Raw genomic sequence first — 22,241 nt, 5'->3', positions numbered from 1 at the left:
ATTTATTTATTATTATTTATTCAATAATATGAATTTTAATTTTCAATAAAGAAATCATGTTTAAAAATATACTAATAAGTTTATTACTAAACATAATTACTTAAATGATCAAATCTGTTTAATGATAGATGACCAATCACATAAAATAAATTATTAATTAATATCTTATCTAATTTTATTTTTTCATTGAACAATCCCTTATTATTCTAAAATAGAAATACTGAATTTTAGTTTAAAATGCATAATTTCATATAACTAATTGATTTTTTAAAATAAAACGAGAAGCGGATAATCGCTTCTCGTTTGACGATATTAAATAATATCAATTATAAAGGAACACGCGCTGGGTAATGTAGACCTAAATGAGTTTCAACAATTTTACCAATATTTTCACCTAGTATTTGACCGGCATTTTGAGAAGATTGAGTTAAATCATTATTTATTGCATCAATTACAGCACCAATACCAGCTCCTAAAGAACCTGCTGCATCAGCAATATAGCCAGCACCAGAAACTTGTTCAACTTCCATTAAATTTAATTCTTTCATAATATGTTCCTTTTCTCCATAATAATTATTTTCAAATTAAAATCCAAAAATACCAATTTCTAAATGGTACCAATGAAATTCGTGATTATTTAATCAGAAAATAAAATTCTTATCAAGTCAATTATTATTACATATATTTTTCACATGAAATAAATGAATGTTAGATTTAATATAAGTATTTTAAAATTAATGATTATTTTTAATTTAAACTTAACTTTTTATAGGCAAAAAAATTATATTAAGTAAGCAAAATAAGGTTATTATTTATTGATTTTTTTATTGATAGTAGTAGGAAGGTAAACAGAAAAAAAACTTCATGTACATAATGTACATATTTCCCTTTCAAGTTTAATGATATTAAATGAGGTAATAATGAGAAAATTTTAATCATCATCTTCCTTGATAATTTATATCCAGTAAAACACATATATAAATCAAATCATTTAACTTATTAATTATATAAAATATTGATTTTAGCTTAAGATATATGTTTTAATTCCCTGGATGATTTTTTATACAAAACGAGAAGCGAATGATCGCTTCTCGTTCAAAACATTAATTATGGACGGCATGCTGATGGGCAATTTATACCGATAACAGCTTCAACAACTCTACCAATCCCTTGACCTAGTAATCTACCTGAATTTTGTCCAGCATTACTTTCGTCACCATGAGCTGCATCCACTACAGCACCAATACCAGCACCTAAGGCACCCGCTGCATCAGCTATAAAGCCAGCACCTGAAACTTGTTCAACTTCTACTAAATTTAATTCTTTCATAATGTGTTCCTTTTTTCCACAATAGTTATTTTCAAATTAGAGTCTAAAAAATACCATTAATACATAGTACTGTTTAAACCCATAAATATTTAAACAGAAAATAAAATTTTGATCAAGTCAATTATGATTACATTTAATTTTCACATGAAAAAAAAAGACTTTAAATTAAGCATAAGTGTTTTAAAAATATTAATAATTTTTTTACTAAAACTTAACCTTTGTATAGAGAAAAATTATATTTTTAGAGCGAAATAGAATCATTCATGATGGAGTAATTATATAAATTTAAAATTAAGTGATAACATCAAAATATTTTATTCGTTAGTATACATCATAAGCAATCAAATTTCTTAAAAAATAAGATATTGCTGGTGGTAATCACCAGCAATATTATTAAGCAAAGCCTTTTAATCCAACAACATGAACATGTTCTTGGTTATTAATAACTTTACGAACTAATTTATAAGTAGTTCCTTTTTCTGGGCTAATATTTTCGGGTGCAGCAATAATAAGCTGCATTTCTAATCGCTCACATAGTTCAAAAAGCGTTGCAATTGATTTAGTATCAAGACGAGCAGCTTCATCTAAAAATAATAATCGACATGGTAAAATATCTTTATTACGCAGTCGTTTAGATTCTTCTTCCCAGCTTTGAATCACCATCAATAGAATCGACATACCAGTACCAATCGCTTCACCAGTCGATAAAGCGCCACTTTCGGCACGTAACCAACCATCAGCACCACGATTAACTTCAACATCCATCTCTAGATAGTTTCGATAGTCAAGTAATTCTTCACCGATATTTTGTGAACTTCGTTGCCCCATATCAATATGAGGGTTTAAGCGATGATATAGTTTAGCTAACGCTTCTGAGAAAGTGATTCGATTGTTACTAAACAAGTCTTGATATTCATCTTGTTCATCAGCCAAGGCTGATAATAAAGCAGAATGAGCCTCACGTATACTTACGTTCAAACGTACACCATTAACTTGACCAAATGCCACTGCTTGTAAACCTTGATTTAACATACGAATACGATTTTGCTCACGTTGTATAGTTTTACGTATAATATTGGCTACACTTTTGGAGCTTATTGCTAATTGCTGTTCACGCGAGGTGAGTTCTTCAGTTAAGCGAGATAATTCGATTTCCATTTGTTCAATGGCTTCAATTGGATCATCAGTTTTCACGATATCTTGGCGAATTCGTTCACGCAGATGTTTATAAACCGCAATATAGAATTGAACCTTTCGTTCAGGCCGTTTTGGATCTTCAGATAGCCTTAATACATCTCGTAGATGTTCATTATCATTTACAGCTAAACGTAAGGAACCCAACGCCTTATCCGACATAGAACGAAGCTCATCGGCACTTAAATAAGCAAGTTCCCGGCGATGTAATCGACGCTCAACACTATTGTCTTTAACTAATCGTAATACTAAACGCCACCCAGCTTTAGCTTGCACCACTTGTTCCCGTAATTGCTTATATTCTCGCGATATTTGGTTCAAACGTTTTTGCATTTGAGTCATTTCGCCTTCACACATAATCAATTGTTTTTCAAGAGAAAGACATTCCAGACGATTATCATTAAGTTTTTGATGGATTTCATTACGGCGAATTTTAGCACGTTCCTCGGTAATCGTATCAGCTTTTACACCAATTTGTTTTATCTCTTTAAGTAGTTCATTAAGCATATCCTGCTTAGTTTCAAAAGCACTTTTTAATGAAGCAAACGTTTGGTTATATTGATTATACTTGTCTTGATAGTGCTGCATTTGACTACGGGATTTAGCTCTTTGTGCTTCAACCACTTCCAATCGAGAACGCAGTTTTTCATTTAAATCAGTATTTTCACCTAACATATCAGCGGAATCTTCATAACTAAAATGAACTCGACGCTGTATCACTTCGGTTAATGCAAATACTTGTTGGCGAATAATCTGTTGTTGTTCTTTTATGATGTTGTATTGTTTATGTAAAGCTTCATTTTGTTCAGGATCGCTCTGTAAAACAGCAACAATTGGTTCCAGTTCTGAAACAGTGTTACGATTGCGATTGACATATTGTACTGCCTCTTGTGCTTCTACCACTTGTTCACGTAAGTCATCAATACGATCTGCTAGATCATCATCAGCCAATAAATGTATCTGTGCAACAAGTCGATTAACAGTACTTAACTGTTCCTTATAGCTAGATACTTGTTGCTGATTTTGTTTATCAATAGTTTCTTGAGACGACAGCAATCGTTCAACTTCCACACTCCTTGCGACTAATTTTTGCGCTTCAGCTTCAGGATCAATATCAAAAGCTACCGCTAAATATTGACCGATAAATTTCCCAACATTTTGCTCAATTCTCTGTAATTTTTGTAGATCAAATGAGGCTGTTGCATAACGTTCATACAGTTGTTCTCGTTCAACAGATAATTTTTCAAGATAAACCTCACGTGCAGCTCGGCCAAATAATGGTACTTTAGGAAAACTAGAAAAACGCCATTGACGATCGCCTGTTTTAACCAATACCGCTTTATTCATCTCTTCACAATCAAACACGTTATCATCAAATGATGACGGATCACCTTCAATAAAATAGATATCTTCAGGATAATCTTCTTCACTTGCAGTAAGAGTTTCAAGTTGTGCTTTTACTAAAGATAAATCGGGTACCACAATAGCTTGCCTAGATGGACCATATACCGCCGAAAAATATGGAGCATCATCAATAGTAACATCTTCATAAATTTCAGATAGCAATACGCCATTAAATCGTTCTGCTAATGCTGATAATCGTCCATCATCAACCCCACTTGGTTGATTGAGTTGTTCAATTTGTCTATCAAGCTGATTACGTCTAAAATTGATTTGATCACGTTCAGTAACAAGTACTCGCTCTTGTTCAAGTAACTGCTGCATATATTGTGTAATCGCTTGGCTATGGGCAAATGTTTGACCAGATTGTTCTTGCAATGAAATTAAAGCATCTTGTGCTTTTAGCCATAAAGGTGCTTTTTGTCGATAATCAGAAATTTTAGCTTGAATCTGTTCTAGTTCTTGCCTACATTCAATACGTTTTTCGCTAGATTCATTGGCTAACTGAGCACTTTCGTCTAATTGTACTTCAATCTCTTGTTTTAACTCTTCAAGATCTTCATAATTAACTTGACGACCAATACGTTTACAAAATTGAGTTAATAATGATTCTGCTTCTTTTTGCTCAAAAAAACGTTGTTCTAATTCATCTAAGTGTAATTGTAAATGTTCAGCTTGATCAGCTTGATAACATTGTGATGGCCACTTCCTTAATGCTTCTTTGGCAACAATAAATGCATCACTACGCACCACATCGCCAATTAATTTGACAACAAGTTGATAAGCTCTATCAAATTGACTGATTGCCGCATTAGAAACACTGAGCCTTTGTTCAAGTTCTAATACTTTCTCTGTTATTACTTTCTGTTTTTCGTCAAACTCTTCAAAATGATTTTCAATATTATTAAGGTCTAGTTTAGGTAATTGGCATAAAGACTGCGCATTTTTAAGGGTTTGCAATGCTTGTTGATATTGAATAGCACGGGTTTGTTGGACATCAAGCGCTTGCTGATAATCAGCCAGTTGTGTTTTGATTTCATCAACTTCTCGTTCTGTGTGTTCAAATTGATCACGGTAAACTTGATATTGTTCGTTAGCTTCAACAACAACTTCACTTTGCTCCTCAAGCTTGACATTTAAATCGTCTAAATCTGCTTGATAGCGATCAATCTTTTCTTGTTGGCGTAATGCCGTTTGTGCTAGATTAAGATGATCATTAGCTGCTTGTAAATCGGTTTCCAAATCGCTTTGTGCTTCTTGATATTCTTTCAACTCTTTCGCCATTTCAATTTGGCGGAATTGATTACTTATAAGTAGCGCTTGCGTTTTAAACATATCTTGGCGTAGACCTAGCACTGATTCAATATGTACACGACGTTCATTAGCATGACGCATATAATCAGCTGCTACATAATTAGTTGATTCGGTAATCAGATGTTTGAATAAATCCCGATCTGATTGCGTCACTCTAATGGCTTCTAATGTCATTCGATTTTCACGTAGTGCAGCCTCCATATCTTGGAAAGCTTTACGTACGCCACTATTTTCGGGCAATAAATAATCACGAAGTGAACGAGTAATAGCGCTTGAAATACCACCATAAAGTGAAGCTTCAATTAGGCGATAGTATTTACTACGATCAGAAGATGTGCGCAGACGCTTTGGTAATACACCGACATCAAACATTACCGAATGATAATCAGTAATTGAGTTAAATTGTTTAAAAATTACGCCTTCCATTTCTTCAATTTTTTCTTTTAATTCAGGTAATGAAAGGATTCGTGCTTGTTTATCAATTAATCTCTCAGTAACTAATTCTGTTGGGGAAATGCCAACAAATAAACCTTGTATTAGGAAAGGTTTAATATCGACTTTTTTATCACGACCAGCTACTTGCTGTAAACGTACTCCACAAATTATACGTTGATTACGAGAATTAATTACATCAAGTATTGAGTAACAAACGCCAGGTTTCAATTTTCCGTGTAAGCCTTTATCTCGTGAACCTGATGTTGCCCCTGCTTCGGTCGTGTTTCTGAAATGTAATAAAGTTAAATCAGGAATTAAAGCAGTAACAAATGCTGCCATTGTGGTTGATTTACCCGCGCCATTTCCCCCAGAAAGTGTAGTAACTAATTTATCCAGATCAAAAGTTCGAGCAAAAAAACCATTCCAGTTAATCAGTGTCAATGAGTGAAATTTACCATGTCCGATCATAATTATTCTATCTCCTCATTAACATCTTGGTCTTCATTATTATCATCTAAAATAAGTGACGATTCTATATTGATTGCTTCACCATCACGGATTAAACGCAATTGAGCTTCTTGCATATCATCACTACTACGGACTTCAGCGCCAAAACGAAAAATTGATTCATTAATGCGAAAACGGCTACTGTCATTGCCAACAATAAAGAAAATCATACCAAGTCTACGTAATCGATTTAAAGCTGTTTTGACTTTATCAAATAATTTTTGACGATCTAAATCAGAACCAGTAGAACGCTGATTAACTAATTTGAGCAATTTACTTTCATCTGCTAATGAAATCAGTTCATCAAACAACTCTTGCAACGTAAAGATCCCTTCATGCGCTAATCGTTCAGGACTTAAATAAAGATAACAAAGTACTTTGCCAACTAACATTTCTAACTCAGATAATACCGAGCGAGAAATTAACGACGTTGAACGAGGACGAAGATAAAAAAATCCTTCTGGCGCCCTGACTAATTCAACATTATAACGTTGGTAAAATTGTTCAAGTTCTAATTGAAAATCCATTAAAAATGCATGATTATCAAGCTCATCAATGCCAATATGACGCCCTGAACGCAAAGTACTATCAAGCTCAGGGAAAATCGGATTTGCAATTGCTTGCGCCAATTTAACTGGCATATATTTATCAATGGATGCTTGTGAATTTGCCGCTATGCGCTCCATAATTTCATCAAGATGATGTGCAGTTTGTTGTGTTTCTAAATCGTTAGTATCTGTTGATGACATGTGCTTGTACCTTAGCTCCATAATCGTTAATAGGTTTCCATTCGCTGGGTATACCGAGTAAATCATCTTTGGCAATACCAAGTCGAATAGCCTGATCGATAAATAACCTTGCTATATCAAAATGTTGTTCGCGTGGGAATTGTGCCAAATAGTTACAAATTGCTATACCAATATCAAGTGGTTTATTTTCTTGTTTAAAAATCAACAAATTTTGTTCGATATGCATAATAATATGTTCTTGAATCTCTTCTATCATTTCAAATTCAAGTTCTGAAGGTAATTCACCTGTCACTTCTGCTTCGTGTAGTGCGAGTTCTTCATCACGCATATCGAGTAAACGATCAGCATTTGCGAATGTAAGAGACCATGGCATATCAAAATAATTCTGAATTGATTTTCGTAACCGTTGTGAAAATACACGGTTTTTATCTAAATCGATCGCTGTTCGGATAAATTTATGAACATGTCTATCATAACCTATCCAAAGATCTATCGCTTTTTGCCCCCAACCTATAATTCGATCTAATTTACTTTGTAAATCTAATACTACATTGTTAATTTTATCAAGTTCAGGATGATCCAGTGTTGCGTCTTGAATTAATAACAAACTGGCTTGTAGTTTATCGCCTGCAGCAGCTAAAGTGTCTTGCAACTCACGAAGTGTTTGTGATGTCTCCGTTAACAATCCCTCACAGCTACTAATTGCAGCTTGCCAATCTTGGCTTAATAATGCAGAAATATTTCGTTTTACATCAACTTGCTGCTCATCCATAACACGTTGCGTTATATCAATGCTATCAAAAATTTCAGCAACCGAATATTTTAAAGGAGCAAAGACATTTCTATGCCAATGTAAATCATCCCCCCCTTCGACAGCTGCATCGGCAGCACGTTTCAATTCTTGTGCCACAATGGATAATTGGATGGATAAACGCAGTGAAGAAAATTCCCGCTGTCGAATATAATAATCAGAAATCCCAATTCCAAGGGGAGTTAAACGATAAATTGAATAGCCATCAGTCATTTCACTTGTAAAACGTGTAATTAGATGCTGACGCACTAAATCATTAATGGCATTATTGGCTCGTACAGTGATGGTATCTTCACTTTGTTCGAAAATCTGTGAAACATGCCGAAAAGCATCAATTAATTCCGATTCAGTCATTTCACCATCAAAACGCTCACTATTTAATACAGCAATAGCCAATAAAAAAGCTAACCTTTCAACAGGTAAAGTAATTGAAAAATCATTCTTTTTTGCCCAAGAGACCAGTTCAGGTACTGTTTGGGAAAAATCCAACATAGAGGTTTCCTTAGATTAACGTATCGTTTTATATAAAAATACCTTAAAAAAGTTTAATAAATACAATATAGAGATTAAAAAGACAAATATTATCGATTATATAACAATTTGTACTAGTTAAAAATAACCAAGCTTAAGATTTACGATTAGATGATTGAATAACAGTAAATGAACATTTATATAGCCTCATTTTAGATTTTATATTGCATTCGTCAAATTTATCTTAACTGGCACCTATACTCAACGTGACAATACCAAACATAAAAGAAAATTCATTATTTTTTAAAAATTAGGTTAACATATGCGTAAAATGTTGCTTTTGATGTTATCAAATTTTGCCACTTCTTTTAGAACTCTAACATTCTCCCCTACTTGTGGTATCTCAATTGCAATCGGTTGAATAAAAGCATATTTATGTCTATCCAATTGATTAGATTACATAATACTTTATAAAAAACCCGCAGTAACTCTATTACTATTGAACTATTGGAAAAAAATCAGTGATGAGGATGGATTTTAATTACAGATGTTGGACAAAAAACACTGAAGAAAATATGTTAATTTACCTATAAATCAAGTTCCAGACATTACTTCAGGTAATTATGTCATAAAATATAGCGTAAATTATTTATTATTTTAACTAATTTTGAAATAATTGGAGATATTCCATTACAAATCCTACCTAAAACTGGTCTGACAAAATTAATATATGGTAAAACAGTTTCTATTATTACTTATGAAGATGGTAAACCTTTCTTAAAAGTTTCTGAAATGATTAAATTGGGAAATAATTTAAATTAATCTTTAAAAAAACTGATAATAACCAAAAGTTGATATTATTGTTCCTAAAAAGGCTTTAATGTTATTTGTATTGAAATTAGTTTACTATTAAAAATAGCAAGTTAGTTACTGAAGACAAATTCTTCATAATATTAGTTTTTACTTTAATACCCAAATCGTAGAACATAGATTTTCGAAAAACATCAAATCATAAATAGTAGTAAGCCAATGACAGAAACAATATATTTATTACACTCAAAGCTAAAAATCCTAGATAATATTATCTAGGATTCATTAAAAATTTATACTTTTTATAACTCTGCATTAATAGGTCGAGGAATTAAAAAGCTGCAAAGTAAAGCTAAAATAGTAATGATCAATCCCAATAACATACCATTAAAATAACCTTTGATAGTATTAGCATTTACCATTTGTATAGCGGGTAACAATGCAAAACTTAATCCTGCGCCTAAATTAAAGGCACCTGCATTCATACCAGGTAAAAATCCTGGATTTTCTGATGGCGATAAAACAATACCTAATCCATTTAAGATAATATTAGCCATTCCTGCATAAAAAATTCCAAGTGCTATAACGCAAATGGATAAAATTGTTAACGAGTAAACACCATAGAACATAATTACTAAAATACTAATGATACAACCCAATAAACCTAATTTTAATACATTATTATATCCCATCGTTGGCGCTAAACGACCTGAGAACGGACCCACAAGCCAACCAATTAATGCATATGGTGTAAGAAAAATGAGTGATGCCCAATCAGGATCAAGTCCGAAACCTAATTCATGATTTTGTGCTATTGACATAACTAAACCATTAACTATTGCAAAAATACCTGTCATGGTTAATGTTGTCGTTAAGAGTAAAGCCCAAGTTGACCTTCTTTTTAAATGTTCAATTGTTACCAATGGTTGTTTATTGCGTTTTTCTGTGCACCAAAATAACATAAAACAAACAATAGCAATCAGTGTGAGTCCAATGACATAAAGCCAATTGGCACTACCAATATTGCCGGCCTCATTAAGTGCTAACAGTAAAGCTGCAATCGTCATTACAATGAACAGAACACCTATCCAATCCATTTTAGTTCCCGCTGATGGTTTTGATTCTGGAGAAAAACGATAGACAAAATAGGTAGAAATAGCAGCAACGACCGCAATAACCCAAAAAACTGAACGGAAACCAAAATATGTAGCAAGTAAACCACCCGCAATTGCATCAACACCAGCAATACCACCATTTACTGCTGTAATAATTCCCATTAACATTCCATATTGTTTGGCATCTTTTACTTCATAACTAAGCATCAATAAACAAAGTGGTACAACAGGACCTGATACACCTTGTATAATTCGTGCTGCATACAATACTTCTATATTAGGTGCTAGTGCTGCTAGTATTGTACCAAATGTCATAATAAGCAACATAAAGGTTAATACTTTCTTACGGCCTTTTATATCACTCAAGCGTGGCAAAAATAGAGAAAATAACGCTGCAGCTGTAAAAAAAGAGGTTTGCGATAAACCTACGGCCGCATCATTGGTCCCTAGCTCGTTAGCTATGGTTACTAATACTGGACTTAACATGCTTGCATTAAGTTGAAATGCAGTACAAGCTGCAAGTAACGCAACCATTAATGTTATAATATTTTTCTTTTCCTTACTTTGATCTATCATGCATTTACCTCATTGGTGCGTTTAAAGAATCAATATATAAATTAATTGTATGTATTGGGTTTAACTGTATACTGGTTTTTGATTGTACTCGTCTATCCAAATTTGAATCATTATAAATATCTTGTGCTATGTCGACTTTTTTCACTAAGGGTTTAATAGCTGCTAATTCAATATCAGGATCACCCTGTGCCAATAAAATCGCGAAAGTATCATGATGACAGAGATCATAATCTAAAATAATTTTTTTTGGTTGATTTGTCATAAATCATTTCCTATAGAAAATTGATTTGTTAGTCATTTTGTAAAATATACTCTGATGAAATGGCATTTTTTTATGCTTCTTAATTGTCTATTGACAAAGAAGCATAAATCGCTTATTGGTAAAGTGATTCATCTTTTTCCTGTAATTTATAAAACACATCATTAAAAATATCTTTTGTACCTATTGTATCTAAAGTTATGGCTAAAAAGAGTTAATGTATTAAGGATCTATCCCATCAAAATCAGTAAATTTTTACTACTAAAAATAACAATAACGGTTTGAATACCTATTAAATATATTTTTCGAGTTGCAAGTTTTGCAGTATCTAAATTAGCCGCATTAAATTTGCCTCGGTGTTATTTGGGATAATAATTGGATGATATTTAAAGAGTATGAAGCAGGGTCAAATACAACTTTTACTCTTACATATTTAGGTAATTTCATTGTATGAAAAACAGCATTAATAATATTTTCAAGTTGAACTAATAAAATATCAGATTTTTCTAAATAAGGTTCTAACATTACAATTTCTTTATCAGTAATTGTTAAATTGACCTAAGAGAAATAACAATTATAGGTTCTTTTAAAACATAAATCATTGCATTACCTATTGGCTATTTCTTAGATTTATATGAAGTATACGTATTAATTTTTTCCAACTTTGGAATAAAAATGAACTTTCCTTCAATATTATTAATAAAAAAACCAGATTAATATCATTAATCAATTTGAATTTATGATATTTTTTAGATAATAGCGATTTACAACCTTTTAAAAAAATTGCTACTTAAGCAATGATGTTAATATTGAATGAACCCAAAATATAATTGTTGCCTGTTATTTTTTCTTGCTTTTTATTTTATGTCTAAAAAAAATAAATTCATGTTTTAACTACCTAATTTGCATTAAATATAAATTGAAACATTAAAAAAGTATTTATTATCATATCTTATGAAGTAAAACTGAAGCAAATAGAACTAAACTTAAATATGGTCAATTGCTTTAAAAATAGAAAAAAATATTAAAAAAGCAACAATTTTTTAGCATAAATAATCATATTATTATTTTAATCCTTATTACCCGTTTTCATTATTGAGCGTATTTATTGATATGATCTTATAATATTATTAAAAATAATAATGTGGACTGAATAATAAAAAATAAATTACCTACTCGCTCTGCCGCAATTTTATGCTAGAATCAAAGTACTATTACCAACTCACTTTAACATAAGGATGAAATGCAATGCATATCGGTATACCCAAAGAACGGTTAGCCAATGAAGCTAGAGTTGCAGCAACTCCCCAAACAGTTGGACAACTGTTAAAACTTGGATTTACAGTCTCTGTAGAACAAGGTGCAGGACACGCTGCTCATTTTGAAGATCAAGCATTTATTGATGCTGGAGCAACAATTCAAAATAATCAAGAGATTTGGCAAAATGACCTTATCTTAAAATTCCATGCACCAACGGATGAAGAAATTTCACTAATGAAGGAGGGGTTAACTCTCATTAGTTATATTTATCCAGCCCAACATCAAGCGCTTTTAGAACAGCTTGCAGCTAAAAATATAACTGTAATGGCTATGGATTGTGTTCCACGTATCTCACGTGCTCAGTCACTTGATGCATTAAGTTCCATGTCTAATATTGCTGGCTATCGATCTGTTATTGAAGCAGCAAATCAATTCGGACGATTCTTCACTGGGCAAGTAACGGCAGCAGGAAAAGTGCCACCAGCAAAAGTTTTGGTAATTGGTGCAGGTGTTGCTGGTCTTGCAGCAATTGGTGCAGCAGTTAGTTTAGGTGCTATTGTTCGAGCATTTGATACGCGTCCAGAAGTTGCAGAACAAATTAATAGTATGGGCGCTGACTTCTTAGAGTTAGATTTCGAAGAAGAATCTGGTTCAGGTGACGGTTATGCGAAACAAATGTCTGCTGCTTTTATTGAAGCTGAAATGGCATTATTTGCAGACCAAGCAAAAGATGTAGATATCATTATAACTACAGCACTAATACCAGGTAAACCAGCACCAAAACTTATTTCGAAAGAAATGATTGAATCAATGAAACCTGGTAGCGTTATAGTTGATTTAGCAGCCTTAACAGGAGGCAACTGCGAATTAACTAAACCTGGCGAAATATTTGAAACAGATAATAATGTAAAAATTGTTGGCTATACTGATTTAGCTAATCGTATGCCAACTCAAGCATCTCAACTTTATGGGACTAACATTGTTAATTTATTAAAATTGCTTGCTAAAGAGAAAGATGGCAATATTGACATCAATTTTGAAGATGTGGTTATTCGTGGAGTAACTGTAGTCAAAGATAAAGAAATCACTTGGCCTGCGCCACCAATTCAAGTATCTGCCCAACCTCAGAAAAAAGCAGCCGATCCTATTGCAAAACCAGAACCAAAGCCAATGGATCCTCAGAAAAAATATGGGATTTTAGCGTTAATTATTATTGCTTACTTCTGGTTAGCAAACTCGGTACCTGAAAGCTTCTTAGGGCATTTTACTGTATTTGCGCTATCTTGCGTTGTTGGTTATTACGTTGTATGGAATGTTACCCATTCTTTGCATACACCACTTATGTCTGTAACGAATGCTATTTCCGGAATTATATTAGTTGGGGCTATATTGCAAGTCGGCGATGATAATGGCTTAACAACAGCAATTGCATTTATTGCTATTTTGATTGCGAGTATCAATATTTTTGGTGGATTCTTTGTTACCCAAAGAATGCTAAAAATGTTCCAACGTGGTAAATAAAGGAGAGAATCAATAATGTTAAGTAACGGAATTATTCAAGCAGCCTATGTTATTGCTGCATTACTTTTTATATTCAGTTTACGAGGTCTTTCCAATCAAGAATCAGCCAAATCAGGAAACATCTACGGTATGATCGGTATGGCAATAGCCCTTATCGCAGCAATTGCCAGCATAAATGGTGGATTACACTGGATCATTATTGCCATGATTATCGGTGCTGCTATTGGTTTATACCTAGCAAAAAATGTTGAAATGACACAAATGCCTGAATTGGTTGCTTTGCTACATAGCTTTGTTGGAATGGCAGCCGTTCTTGTTGGTATAAACAGCTTTTTAGATCCGCATATGGTTACATTTTCAGCAAATGAAATAACAGTTCATTTAATTGAAATTTTTGTAGGTGTATTTATTGGTGCGGTTACCTTTTCAGGTTCAATTGTAGCCTTTGGAAAGTTAAATGGTAAAATTAGTTCAAAACCATTATCTCTTCCAAATAAACACTATCTAAATCTAGCTGCAATAGTTATATCTGTTATTTTGATGTTTACATTTATCAATATACAAACTGGTGCTGGCGCTCTAATTTGTTTACTTATTATGACTATTATTGCATTAGTGTTTGGTTTCCACCTTGTAGCATCGATTGGTGGTGCAGATATGCCTGTTGTTATCTCAATGCTCAATTCTTATTCTGGTTGGGCTGCAGCAGCGGCAGGCTTTATGCTACAAAATGACCTTCTAATTGTAACAGGTGCGTTAGTGGGTTCTTCTGGTGCAATTCTTTCTTATATTATGTGTAAAGCAATGAATCGCTCATTTATCAGCGTAATTGCCGGTGGTTTTGGTAGCGATGGCAGCTCATCAAGCTCTTCAGAAGAAGAACAAGGTGAATATCGCGAAATTCAACCCGCTGAAGTTGCACAAACCTTGAAAGAAGCACGCTCAGTTATTATTGTTCCAGGTTATGGTATGGCGGTTGCACAAGCACAAGGCGCGGTGAGCAATATTACTGAAAAACTACGAGCTATGGGTATTGAAGTGAGATTTGGTATCCACCCTGTTGCCGGGCGTTTACCGGGGCATATGAATGTATTATTAGCCGAAGCGAAAGTACCTTACGATATCGTGCTTGAAATGGACGAAATCAATGACGACTTCCCTGATACGGATGTTGTATGGGTCATTGGTGCAAATGATACGGTTAATCCAGCGGCGGAAGAAGATCCAAATAGCCCTATCGCAGGTATGCCAGTTCTTGAAGTTTGGAAAGCTAAAACGGTTATCATTTCTAAACGCTCAATGAATACCGGTTATGCCGGCGTTCAAAATCCACTGTTCTTCAAAGAAAATAGTTATATGCTATTTGGTGATGCCAAAGATAGTGTTGAAAAAGTGTTACAAAATCTTTAATGACAATTAGTCTTATAGATAATACAAAATATTACTGCGGCCTAGCCGCAGTAATATTATAAGAGTTAAGAGTTTAAATTTATTTGAGCTAAAAAAGTAGTAATTTGTTTAATTATTTCACGATGAATTTCGGCTCGAGTCCGTTTCCCTCCATCCTTACAAATAATGCCTTCGCTTCGAGCTTCTTGTTCTAATATCGCTATCGCCTTAGGTTTACAAACTTGTATAAAACTAAAATGCATTGCATCTGGTATCACCGTATAAGTTAACAGAAACTGTATAAATAGCCTAAGCCAAGTTTTGCATCCATATCGCCAACATCGACTCTTGCATCAATAATTAAAGAAAGAATTTTAAACATCTTTTAAACTTTCTGAAGTAAAACCTCTGACTAATCCCGCATCCAAAGAGATAAATGATTTTATTCTTGGATCGAATAAAATTTTATTTAATTTAGAATTATCAAGGCCAAGTTCAGTCACTAATTGGCAAGCTTTCAAATGGGCATGAATTGTACAGTTTTGCTTAAAAAGCTCAGTATCAAATTTTGCTCCAGTAAGTGCGATTACCCTTCAGCCGCCAAGGGAATGCTTAATCGCTGATATATTATCCAATATCAATATTGTTTGCTAAAGTCTCGTCTTCTTCTAAAGAATCAATTGTTTTACTTAAATCTTGTTGGCGTAGCCATAATTTAAAGGATTGTTGAATATCATTATTAAAGAATTTTGTACCTGGATGATTTGGTGTGGCAACAAAATACTTCCTTTTTGGCCAGTTCATAGGCAAGCCAACTTAAATTTTGCCAACTGCCACCATAACCATGCGAAAAAAAATTAGGGGATGTTTACAGTAATCTGAAACAGGTGTTGCATTAAATAGAACCTTAAAAAATGGCATTATCACAACCATTAAACTATCTTATTGATTCTTTGGTCAATACCATGTTGCTATGCTCAAAGATGGGCTACTTTCTTTACTGTAATAGATTCACTTAAATCCTATATCTGAATATGTATAATTGATAAAAGTGAAAATTAAATAAAAATTAAGCCCAAGTAGTATTGAGTCATTCAATGCATACCTACTGAAAAATGTGACTATTTTGAACTTTAACAGCTATACTTAATTGATAACAATATAAATATTACAACTGGTTAATTAATAGTTTACTTTATTTAGTCAAGTAATAAATAAACAATCTAGTAAGTTAATTCTTGTTAAAAAGCTTTAGGTTAACCATACATTTTAGTATAAAAAATTGTAATTATCTTTTTCCTTGCTTTATTAATTCTTTGTGATAAAGATAATAAGCACCTCGTGAAACCATTCGAAGCTGGAAAATAAGATCTTCGATTAATCTTTGACGTTGAATGGTATCAAAATCAATCGCTTCCGCTCCCGCATTAAAAGCAATAGTTACCATTGCTTCAGCTTGAGCTTCGTTATAATGATGAGGCATTTTGTTAGCATTATCCAAATAATCAACTAATTCTTCAATAAAATGTTGAATTTCACGTGCAATGGCTGATCGAAATGCCGATGATGTCCCTGCCTTTTCACGAAGTAATAGTAAAAAAACTTTAGGATTTTTATCAATAAATTCAATAAACGTTGTTACAGAAGTACGCAACACGCTACCACCTTTTTCAATACGTTTTCGCGCTTGGCGCAACAATTGGCGAAGGGTTAAACCACTTTCATCAACCATAGCTAAACCCAATTCATCCATATCACGAAAATGTCGATAAAACGATGTTGCAGCAATACCAGCTTCTCGAGCAACTTCACGCAAGCTCAAACTGGCAAAACCCTGCTCGGCATTTAGTTGATTAAACGCCGCATCAATTAATGATCGACGAGTTCTCTCTTTCTGCTGTGCACGTACGCCACTTGTTTTAATGTTTTTCATTTTATATTTATTGATTTTAACAAACGTTCTTTTTCTGCAAATACTTTTGGCATATGTTCGCGAATCGTTTTTGCAATTGTTTCATAACGTGAACGCAAAGGTGAACCAGGTCTATAAATCAAAGCAATACTACGTACTGGAATCGGATCGGTACAAGGAATATAGCAAATATTATCTCTCATTCGCTCATTTGGAGCAGCTAGCTCAGGAAATAAAGTTATTCCTCGACCCGCAGAAATCATACTACGCAAGGTTTCTAAGCTTGTTGCTTTAAATTGTTTATCTTCATCAATACCTACTTGAAAACAATATCCCATAGCATGTTCACGTAAACAGTGCCCATCTTCCAACATTAAGAATTTTTGACCTTTTAAATTAGAAAGTTTAACTGTTTGTTTATTTGCTAACTCATCGTTTGCTGGAACAGCTAAAAACATTGGCTCATTAAATAATGGAAGTTCAATAAATTGCGCCGTTTCTTTTACTTGTGCAATTATTGCGCAATCTAATTTACCACTTTCAAGTTGAGCGACAATATTAGCAGTTTGTGCTTCATGTAAATAAAGCTCTAATTGAGGAAAAGATTCATGTAGTACAGTTATTACATGTGGTAATAAATAAGGAGCAATAGTTGGTATTAAACCAATATGCATCGGACCTGACATCTCTTCCCCTTGGCGACTAGCCATCTCTTTAAGGATTTGAATATTGCGTAATATCTCTTTAGCTTGCTCAACAAGCATCATACCTGTTTGAGTAAATAATACTTTGCGACTAGTACGTTCTAATAACATCACGCCTAGTTCATCTTCCAATTTTCTGATTTGTCCACTTAAAGTTGGTTGACTCACATTGCAAGCATCAGCAGCTTTACGAAAATGACGAAACTCAGCTAACGAAACAAAATATTCCAAATCACGAATATTCATAATGTCCCCAAAATAATTTATCAGTTAATGGTATATACTCAAACAATTTTTATTGGCTAATCCTGTTTAAAAAATTAACAGATTGAAAGATAACTTAAATATTTATCATGTTGTTTATATGAGCTATTTTCTATAATATATTAAAAATTTTTGAATATAGGTTAGTTAATTATAATTAGATAGTAAAATTACACATAAAATACATGTAAATAGATAATGTTGTTTTCTAGACCAATATCGCTAATTGTACTATATAAAGTGCTATTATTGATAATTATGTTTAAAAATTAAATAGAATATTAAACTAAAATCCTAAAGTATTTAATTTTACTATAGTTAAAGTTGATAAATGAAGAAAAATGGAAAGTTATAAGCAATTGAGATATAATCGCGCGCTATATCACTTGAGTAAATATACTTTTAGAGGTGCACTATTTTTAAACAAGTCTCTCGCTTTTACCGTAAAATGTTTCACATCGAAAAACAGAAAGAATCTCGATATGTTTTGATATCTCGCAATGAACACAATATTTCACGTAAAGATATTAGTGAAAATGCGTTAAAAGTTCTTTATAGATTAAATAAACAAGGATATGAAGCTTATTTAGTTGGTGGATGTATTCGAGATCTTTTACTAGGTAAGACACCTAAAGATTTCGATATTGCAACCAACGCAACACCAGAACAAGTACAAAAAACGTTTCGCAATTGCCGTTTAGTTGGCAAAAGATTCCGTCTGGCGCACATTATGTTTGGTAAAGAGATTATTGAAGTAGCAACCTTCCGCGGTGAGCATAGCAACCAAGATGAACAAAACAATATTGCCAAACGTTCCCAATCGGGAATGCTGCTACGCGATAATGTATATGGAACAATTGAACAAGATGCTGTTCGTCGTGATTTCACGATGAACGCTTTTTATTATAGTATAAAAGATTTTACGTTACGTGATTACTGTGGTGGCTTAAAAGACTTACAAAATGGAATTATTCGCTTGATTGGTGATCCAAAAGTTCGCTATCGTGAAGATCCGGTTAGAATGTTACGAACGATTCGTTTTGCCGCTAAACTTGATATGCAAATTGAACCTACAACAGCTGAACCAATCAAACATCTTGCACCTTTGTTAAAAAATATACCGTCAGCAAGACTTTTTGATGAATCACTAAAATTATTACAATCAGGCAATGGATATAACACTTATTTATTATTAAAAAAATATCATCTTTTTGAGCAATTATTTCCGATCATTGAACAACTATTTACTCAAAATAATAATAGCTATTTAGAAAAAATGATTGAGCAAGTTTTAAAAAATACTGATTACCGAATAGCTAATAAGCTACGTGTTAATCCTGCATTTTTATTTGCTGCTTTTTTTTGGTATCCAATTATTGAACAGACACAATTAACTTGTGTTGAAAGTGGTTTGTTATTTCATGATGCATTTTCAATGGCTATTAATGATATACTAAGTGAACAATGCCGAATGATTGCAATACCTAAGAGATTAACAACAATAATGGGAGATATCTGGCGTTTACAATTACGAATGAAAAAACGTGAAGGAAAACGTGCATTTGCAATTTTGGAACATCCTAAATTCCGTGCAGCATATGATTTATTAGAAATGCGGGCATCCATCGAAAAAGGTGAACTTTTAACTCTAGCTAAATGGTGGGATGAATTTCAGCATACTTCTGTCGACAAAAGAATTGCAATGGTTAAACAAATCAGTAAAACAAATAAGCGCAGAACCAAACATTAATTTTTCGTTCGCACTTTTATAAATAACCGTTATAATGCTTAGCATATAATAATCATAACTACCTTTAATTATTGATGAAAAAATTAACGCCGTCATTTATTGCAATTACCGTTACCCTTTCATTGTCTAATAGCTGCTATGCTATAGGTTTACCTAAAGCTGAAAGTAATAATCCACAATGTTTTGCCAGTGTTCCAAAATATGATCGCCCTTTAGTTAAAGGTGATATTAACACATTGCCTGTTAATGCCGAAGCAAACCAATTTGAAGCGATTTATCCAAATACTGTCATTTATCAAGGTGATGTTTCAATAGAACAAGGGAACCGCACAGTACAAGCAAATAAAGTCACAATTGACTCAACTAATCAAAAAAACCGTTTAGCAATCTTACAAGGAAACATTAATTATCAAGATAATTTGATTAAAATAAAAGGTAATAATGCATCAATGAATCTTAATAATAATGATACCCAAATCAGCCCTGGTGAGTATCATCTTGTTAATCGACTTGGTCGCGGTGATGCTGATGAGATGAAACTTGAGAAAAATCGATTGGTTATTTTGAAAAACGGCAGTTTTACCTCATGTCCTGTCGATGACGGTACTTGGAGTATTAAGGGTTCAACGATTATTCACGATAATGAAGAGCAATTACTTGAAGTATGGAATGCGATATTTCGTATTGGTAAAGTACCTGTATTGTATTCACCTTACTTACAATTACCAACAGGTAATAAGCGTCGGTCAGGTTTATTAATGCCTAATATAAGTTATGACAGCGTCAGTGGTATTGATTTTACTTTACCTATTTATTGGAATATTGCACCTAATTATGATGCCACATTCATCCCGAGGCTATTACAGCGTCGCGGCCTTCAATTACAAACCGAATTCCGGTATCTGAATGAGCTTGGTTTGGGTACACTCGCATTTGATTGGCTACAACATGATGCTAAATATAATGAAGATAGAGATAGATTATTAAATGGTAATAACTATGATGACAATCGTCATCGCTGGTTATTCTATTGGAAAAACGACGAATTAATTAATTACAATTGGCGTTTTACTGTTGATTCGACACGTGTAAGTGATAATCAATATTTAGCAGATTTAGATTCTAAATATACATCTCAAACAGCAGGATATCTAACTCAGTTTTATAAATTAGGCTATAATGATCCAAATTGGGACATTACTTTGGGCTATAGACACTTTCAAGCCTTTCAAGATGGTGTGAAAGATTCATTGTATCAAACTCAACCACAATTAAATATTAATTATTATAATTATGATTTTGGACCAATTAAATTTAAAACGTTTTCTCAAGTATCTCATTTTATAAGCTCCGGAAAGAATAATCCTAAAGCATGGCGCACTCATATTGAACCATCAATTAATTATACTTTAACTAATTCTTGGACAATATTAACAACTTCAGCCGGTATAATGGCAACACATTATAGTCAAGATAATATTAAAAGACACATTGATAGATATAGACAGTTAGATAAAAATGTAAACCGTTTTATACCAAAATTTAGTATTGATGGTAAAATTATATTTGAGCGTGACTTCAATTTCATTGATGGCTATACCCAGACATTAGAACCTCGAGTAAAATATATATATATTCCATACCGAAATCAGTCTAATATAGGAACTTATGATTCCACCTTATTACAATTTGATTATGTGGGTTTATTTAGAGATCAACCATACAGTGGATTGGATCGAATTGCTTCTGCTAATAATATAGCCACAGGGGTAACAACTCGTTTTTACGATAATAATAAAGTTGAAAAGTTTAATTTTTCCATTGGACAGATTACTTATTTTACTAAATCAAAAACCAGCGAACATAATACTGGATTAGATGAAAACTCAGATACTGGTAGTATCACTTGGGCTTCTGATAATTTTTGGCGGATCACTGATAATATGATTTTCAGGAGTGGTATACAATATGATACTCGAATTGATACTGTCTCTTTAGCTAATGCAATATTTGAATATCGTCCATCAAGTGAAAAACTACTACAACTATCTTATCGTTATGCTAACCATAATTATATTAATACGGTTGATTTAAGTTCTTTATATAAGAATTATAAACAAGATATCTCACAAGCTGGATTTGTTACAGCGTGGCCGTTGTCACAAACAATCAATGCGGTAGGTTCATACTATTATGACGTCAACTTAGGCCAAACGGCCGATAGCTCCATAGGGTTACATTATAGTGATTGTTGCTGGGGAATGACTGTACAATATGGACGAAAGTTAACAGATTGGGATTCAATTACGCGTAGCAGTAAATACGAAAATAAACTCTCCGTTAATTTTGAATTACAAGGTTTAGGGCGTAACCGTGATGCGAAAGCAAAAATGTTAAACTTTGGAAAACTTCCATACACAACGACATTTTAATGAACATATTAATTTTATTTAATATAACTAATTAAATT

The 22,241-nt window shown here is 33.0% G+C and carries 16 protein-coding genes; 4 read left to right on the top strand and 12 right to left on the bottom strand.

Going from position 1 to position 22,241, the window contains the following annotated elements; all coding sequences use genetic code 11:
* Positions 1-326 precede the first annotated feature (326 nt).
* The 8 genes from J4T76_RS07080 to J4T76_RS07045 all read right to left on the bottom strand — a co-directional run bounded on the left by J4T76_RS07080 (position 327) and on the right by J4T76_RS07045 (position 11,496).
* On the bottom strand, positions 327-548 hold the full coding sequence (locus J4T76_RS07080) for a hypothetical protein (protein WP_267339969.1): 222 nt from the start codon (positions 546-548) through the stop codon (positions 327-329).
* Positions 549-1,107: 559 nt separating this feature from the next.
* Positions 1,108-1,329, bottom strand: coding sequence for a hypothetical protein (locus J4T76_RS07075; RefSeq protein ID WP_267339971.1), 222 nt, complete (start codon positions 1,327-1,329; stop codon positions 1,108-1,110).
* Positions 1,330-1,722: 393 nt separating this feature from the next.
* The gene (gene mukB / locus J4T76_RS07070) at positions 1,723-6,141 is read right to left on the bottom strand and encodes a chromosome partition protein MukB (protein ID WP_267354573.1); all 4,419 of its coding nucleotides are present in this window, start codon (positions 6,139-6,141) and stop codon (positions 1,723-1,725) included.
* Positions 6,142-6,143: 2 nt separating this feature from the next.
* A complete protein-coding gene (gene mukE, locus J4T76_RS07065; protein WP_416380343.1) occupies positions 6,144-6,866 on the bottom strand; it encodes a chromosome partition protein MukE in 723 nt (240 codons plus the stop codon).
* Positions 6,867-6,909: 43 nt separating this feature from the next.
* Positions 6,910-8,232 (bottom strand): chromosome partition protein MukF, encoded by a 1,323-nt coding sequence (gene mukF, locus J4T76_RS07060; protein WP_267345404.1) that lies wholly within the window; start codon positions 8,230-8,232, stop codon positions 6,910-6,912.
* Between the two features lie 1,091 nt (positions 8,233-9,323).
* Positions 9,324-10,712 carry a uridine transporter UriT gene (gene uriT / locus J4T76_RS07055; RefSeq protein WP_267345406.1) on the bottom strand — a complete coding sequence of 463 codons (1,389 nt, stop codon included), beginning with the start codon at positions 10,710-10,712 and terminating at the stop codon, positions 9,324-9,326.
* A gap of 4 nt (positions 10,713-10,716) precedes the next feature.
* A complete protein-coding gene (locus tag J4T76_RS07050) occupies positions 10,717-10,974 on the bottom strand; it encodes a hypothetical protein (RefSeq protein ID WP_267339978.1) in 258 nt (85 codons plus the stop codon).
* 339 nt (positions 10,975-11,313) lie between these two features.
* The gene (locus J4T76_RS07045) at positions 11,314-11,496 is read right to left on the bottom strand and encodes a hypothetical protein (RefSeq protein WP_267339979.1); all 183 of its coding nucleotides are present in this window, start codon (positions 11,494-11,496) and stop codon (positions 11,314-11,316) included.
* 723 nt (positions 11,497-12,219) lie between these two features.
* On the opposite strand from J4T76_RS07045, the gene pntA reads away from it, so the two are divergent.
* Together pntA and pntB are read left to right on the top strand one after the other, a co-directional pair.
* On the top strand, positions 12,220-13,752 hold the full coding sequence (gene pntA / locus J4T76_RS07040; protein ID WP_267354569.1) for a Re/Si-specific NAD(P)(+) transhydrogenase subunit alpha: 1,533 nt from the start codon (positions 12,220-12,222) through the stop codon (positions 13,750-13,752).
* A gap of 15 nt (positions 13,753-13,767) precedes the next feature.
* Positions 13,768-15,162, top strand: a complete 1,395-nt coding sequence (pntB, locus tag J4T76_RS07035; RefSeq protein ID WP_267339981.1) for a Re/Si-specific NAD(P)(+) transhydrogenase subunit beta — start codon at positions 13,768-13,770, stop codon at positions 15,160-15,162.
* A 65-nt stretch (positions 15,163-15,227) separates the two neighbouring features.
* Here pntB and J4T76_RS07030 read toward each other — a convergent pair whose 3' ends face one another.
* The 4 genes from J4T76_RS07030 to oxyR form a co-directional block, all read right to left on the bottom strand.
* Positions 15,228-15,404 (bottom strand): hypothetical protein, encoded by a 177-nt coding sequence (locus tag J4T76_RS07030; RefSeq protein ID WP_267339982.1) that lies wholly within the window; start codon positions 15,402-15,404, stop codon positions 15,228-15,230.
* 364 nt (positions 15,405-15,768) lie between these two features.
* Positions 15,769-15,945, bottom strand: coding sequence for a hypothetical protein (locus tag J4T76_RS07025; protein ID WP_267339983.1), 177 nt, complete (start codon positions 15,943-15,945; stop codon positions 15,769-15,771).
* Positions 15,946-16,429: 484 nt separating this feature from the next.
* On the bottom strand, positions 16,430-17,074 hold the full coding sequence (gene fabR, locus J4T76_RS07020) for an HTH-type transcriptional repressor FabR (protein WP_267339985.1): 645 nt from the start codon (positions 17,072-17,074) through the stop codon (positions 16,430-16,432).
* Complete coding sequence (oxyR, locus tag J4T76_RS07015) at positions 17,071-18,003, bottom strand: DNA-binding transcriptional regulator OxyR (RefSeq protein WP_267339986.1); 933 nt, start codon at positions 18,001-18,003, stop codon at positions 17,071-17,073. The genes fabR and oxyR overlap by 4 nt, the downstream gene beginning before the upstream one ends.
* A gap of 466 nt (positions 18,004-18,469) precedes the next feature.
* Here oxyR and pcnB point away from each other — a divergent pair, with 466 nt between their 5' ends.
* Entirely contained in the window at positions 18,470-19,771 is a 1,302-nt protein-coding gene (gene pcnB, locus J4T76_RS07010) for a polynucleotide adenylyltransferase PcnB (RefSeq protein WP_443135217.1), read from the top strand.
* Positions 19,772-19,845: 74 nt separating this feature from the next.
* On the top strand, positions 19,846-22,203 hold the full coding sequence (lptD, locus tag J4T76_RS07005; protein WP_267339987.1) for an LPS assembly protein LptD: 2,358 nt from the start codon (positions 19,846-19,848) through the stop codon (positions 22,201-22,203).
* The last annotated feature ends 38 nt before the right edge of the window (positions 22,204-22,241 follow it).

It is taken from the genome of Gilliamella sp. B3022, assembly GCF_028751545.1.
In the GTDB taxonomy this organism is placed as follows: domain Bacteria; phylum Pseudomonadota; class Gammaproteobacteria; order Enterobacterales; family Orbaceae; genus Gilliamella.
Note: the sequence above shows the minus strand (reverse complement) of the source record. Positions and strands in the feature narration are given on the sequence as shown.

Bases quoted from the DNA above. Each gene is read 5' to 3' on its own strand.
- J4T76_RS07080 (WP_267339969.1), bottom strand. From the start codon at position 548: ATGAAAGAATTAAATTTAATGGAAGTTGAACAAGTTTCTGGTGCTGGC.
- J4T76_RS07075 (WP_267339971.1), bottom strand. From the start codon at position 1,329: ATGAAAGAATTAAATTTAGTAGAAGTTGAACAAGTTTCAGGTGCTGGC.
- mukB (WP_267354573.1), bottom strand. From the start codon at position 6,141: ATGATCGGACATGGTAAATTTCACTCATTGACACTGATTAACTGGAAT.
- mukE (WP_416380343.1), bottom strand. From the start codon at position 6,866: ATGGAGCGCATAGCGGCAAATTCACAAGCATCCATTGATAAATATATG.
- mukF (WP_267345404.1), bottom strand. From the start codon at position 8,232: ATGTTGGATTTTTCCCAAACAGTACCTGAACTGGTCTCTTGGGCAAAA.
- uriT (WP_267345406.1), bottom strand. From the start codon at position 10,712: ATGATAGATCAAAGTAAGGAAAAGAAAAATATTATAACATTAATGGTT.
- J4T76_RS07050 (WP_267339978.1), bottom strand. From the start codon at position 10,974: ATGACAAATCAACCAAAAAAAATTATTTTAGATTATGATCTCTGTCAT.
- J4T76_RS07045 (WP_267339979.1), bottom strand. From the start codon at position 11,496: ATGTTAGAACCTTATTTAGAAAAATCTGATATTTTATTAGTTCAACTT.
- pntA (WP_267354569.1), top strand. From the start codon at position 12,220: ATGCATATCGGTATACCCAAAGAACGGTTAGCCAATGAAGCTAGAGTT.
- pntB (WP_267339981.1), top strand. From the start codon at position 13,768: ATGTTAAGTAACGGAATTATTCAAGCAGCCTATGTTATTGCTGCATTA.
- J4T76_RS07030 (WP_267339982.1), bottom strand. From the start codon at position 15,404: ATGCATTTTAGTTTTATACAAGTTTGTAAACCTAAGGCGATAGCGATA.
- J4T76_RS07025 (WP_267339983.1), bottom strand. From the start codon at position 15,945: ATGAACTGGCCAAAAAGGAAGTATTTTGTTGCCACACCAAATCATCCA.
- fabR (WP_267339985.1), bottom strand. From the start codon at position 17,074: ATGAAAAACATTAAAACAAGTGGCGTACGTGCACAGCAGAAAGAGAGA.
- oxyR (WP_267339986.1), bottom strand. From the start codon at position 18,003: ATGAATATTCGTGATTTGGAATATTTTGTTTCGTTAGCTGAGTTTCGT.
- pcnB (WP_443135217.1), top strand. From the start codon at position 18,470: ATGTTTCACATCGAAAAACAGAAAGAATCTCGATATGTTTTGATATCT.
- lptD (WP_267339987.1), top strand. From the start codon at position 19,846: ATGAAAAAATTAACGCCGTCATTTATTGCAATTACCGTTACCCTTTCA.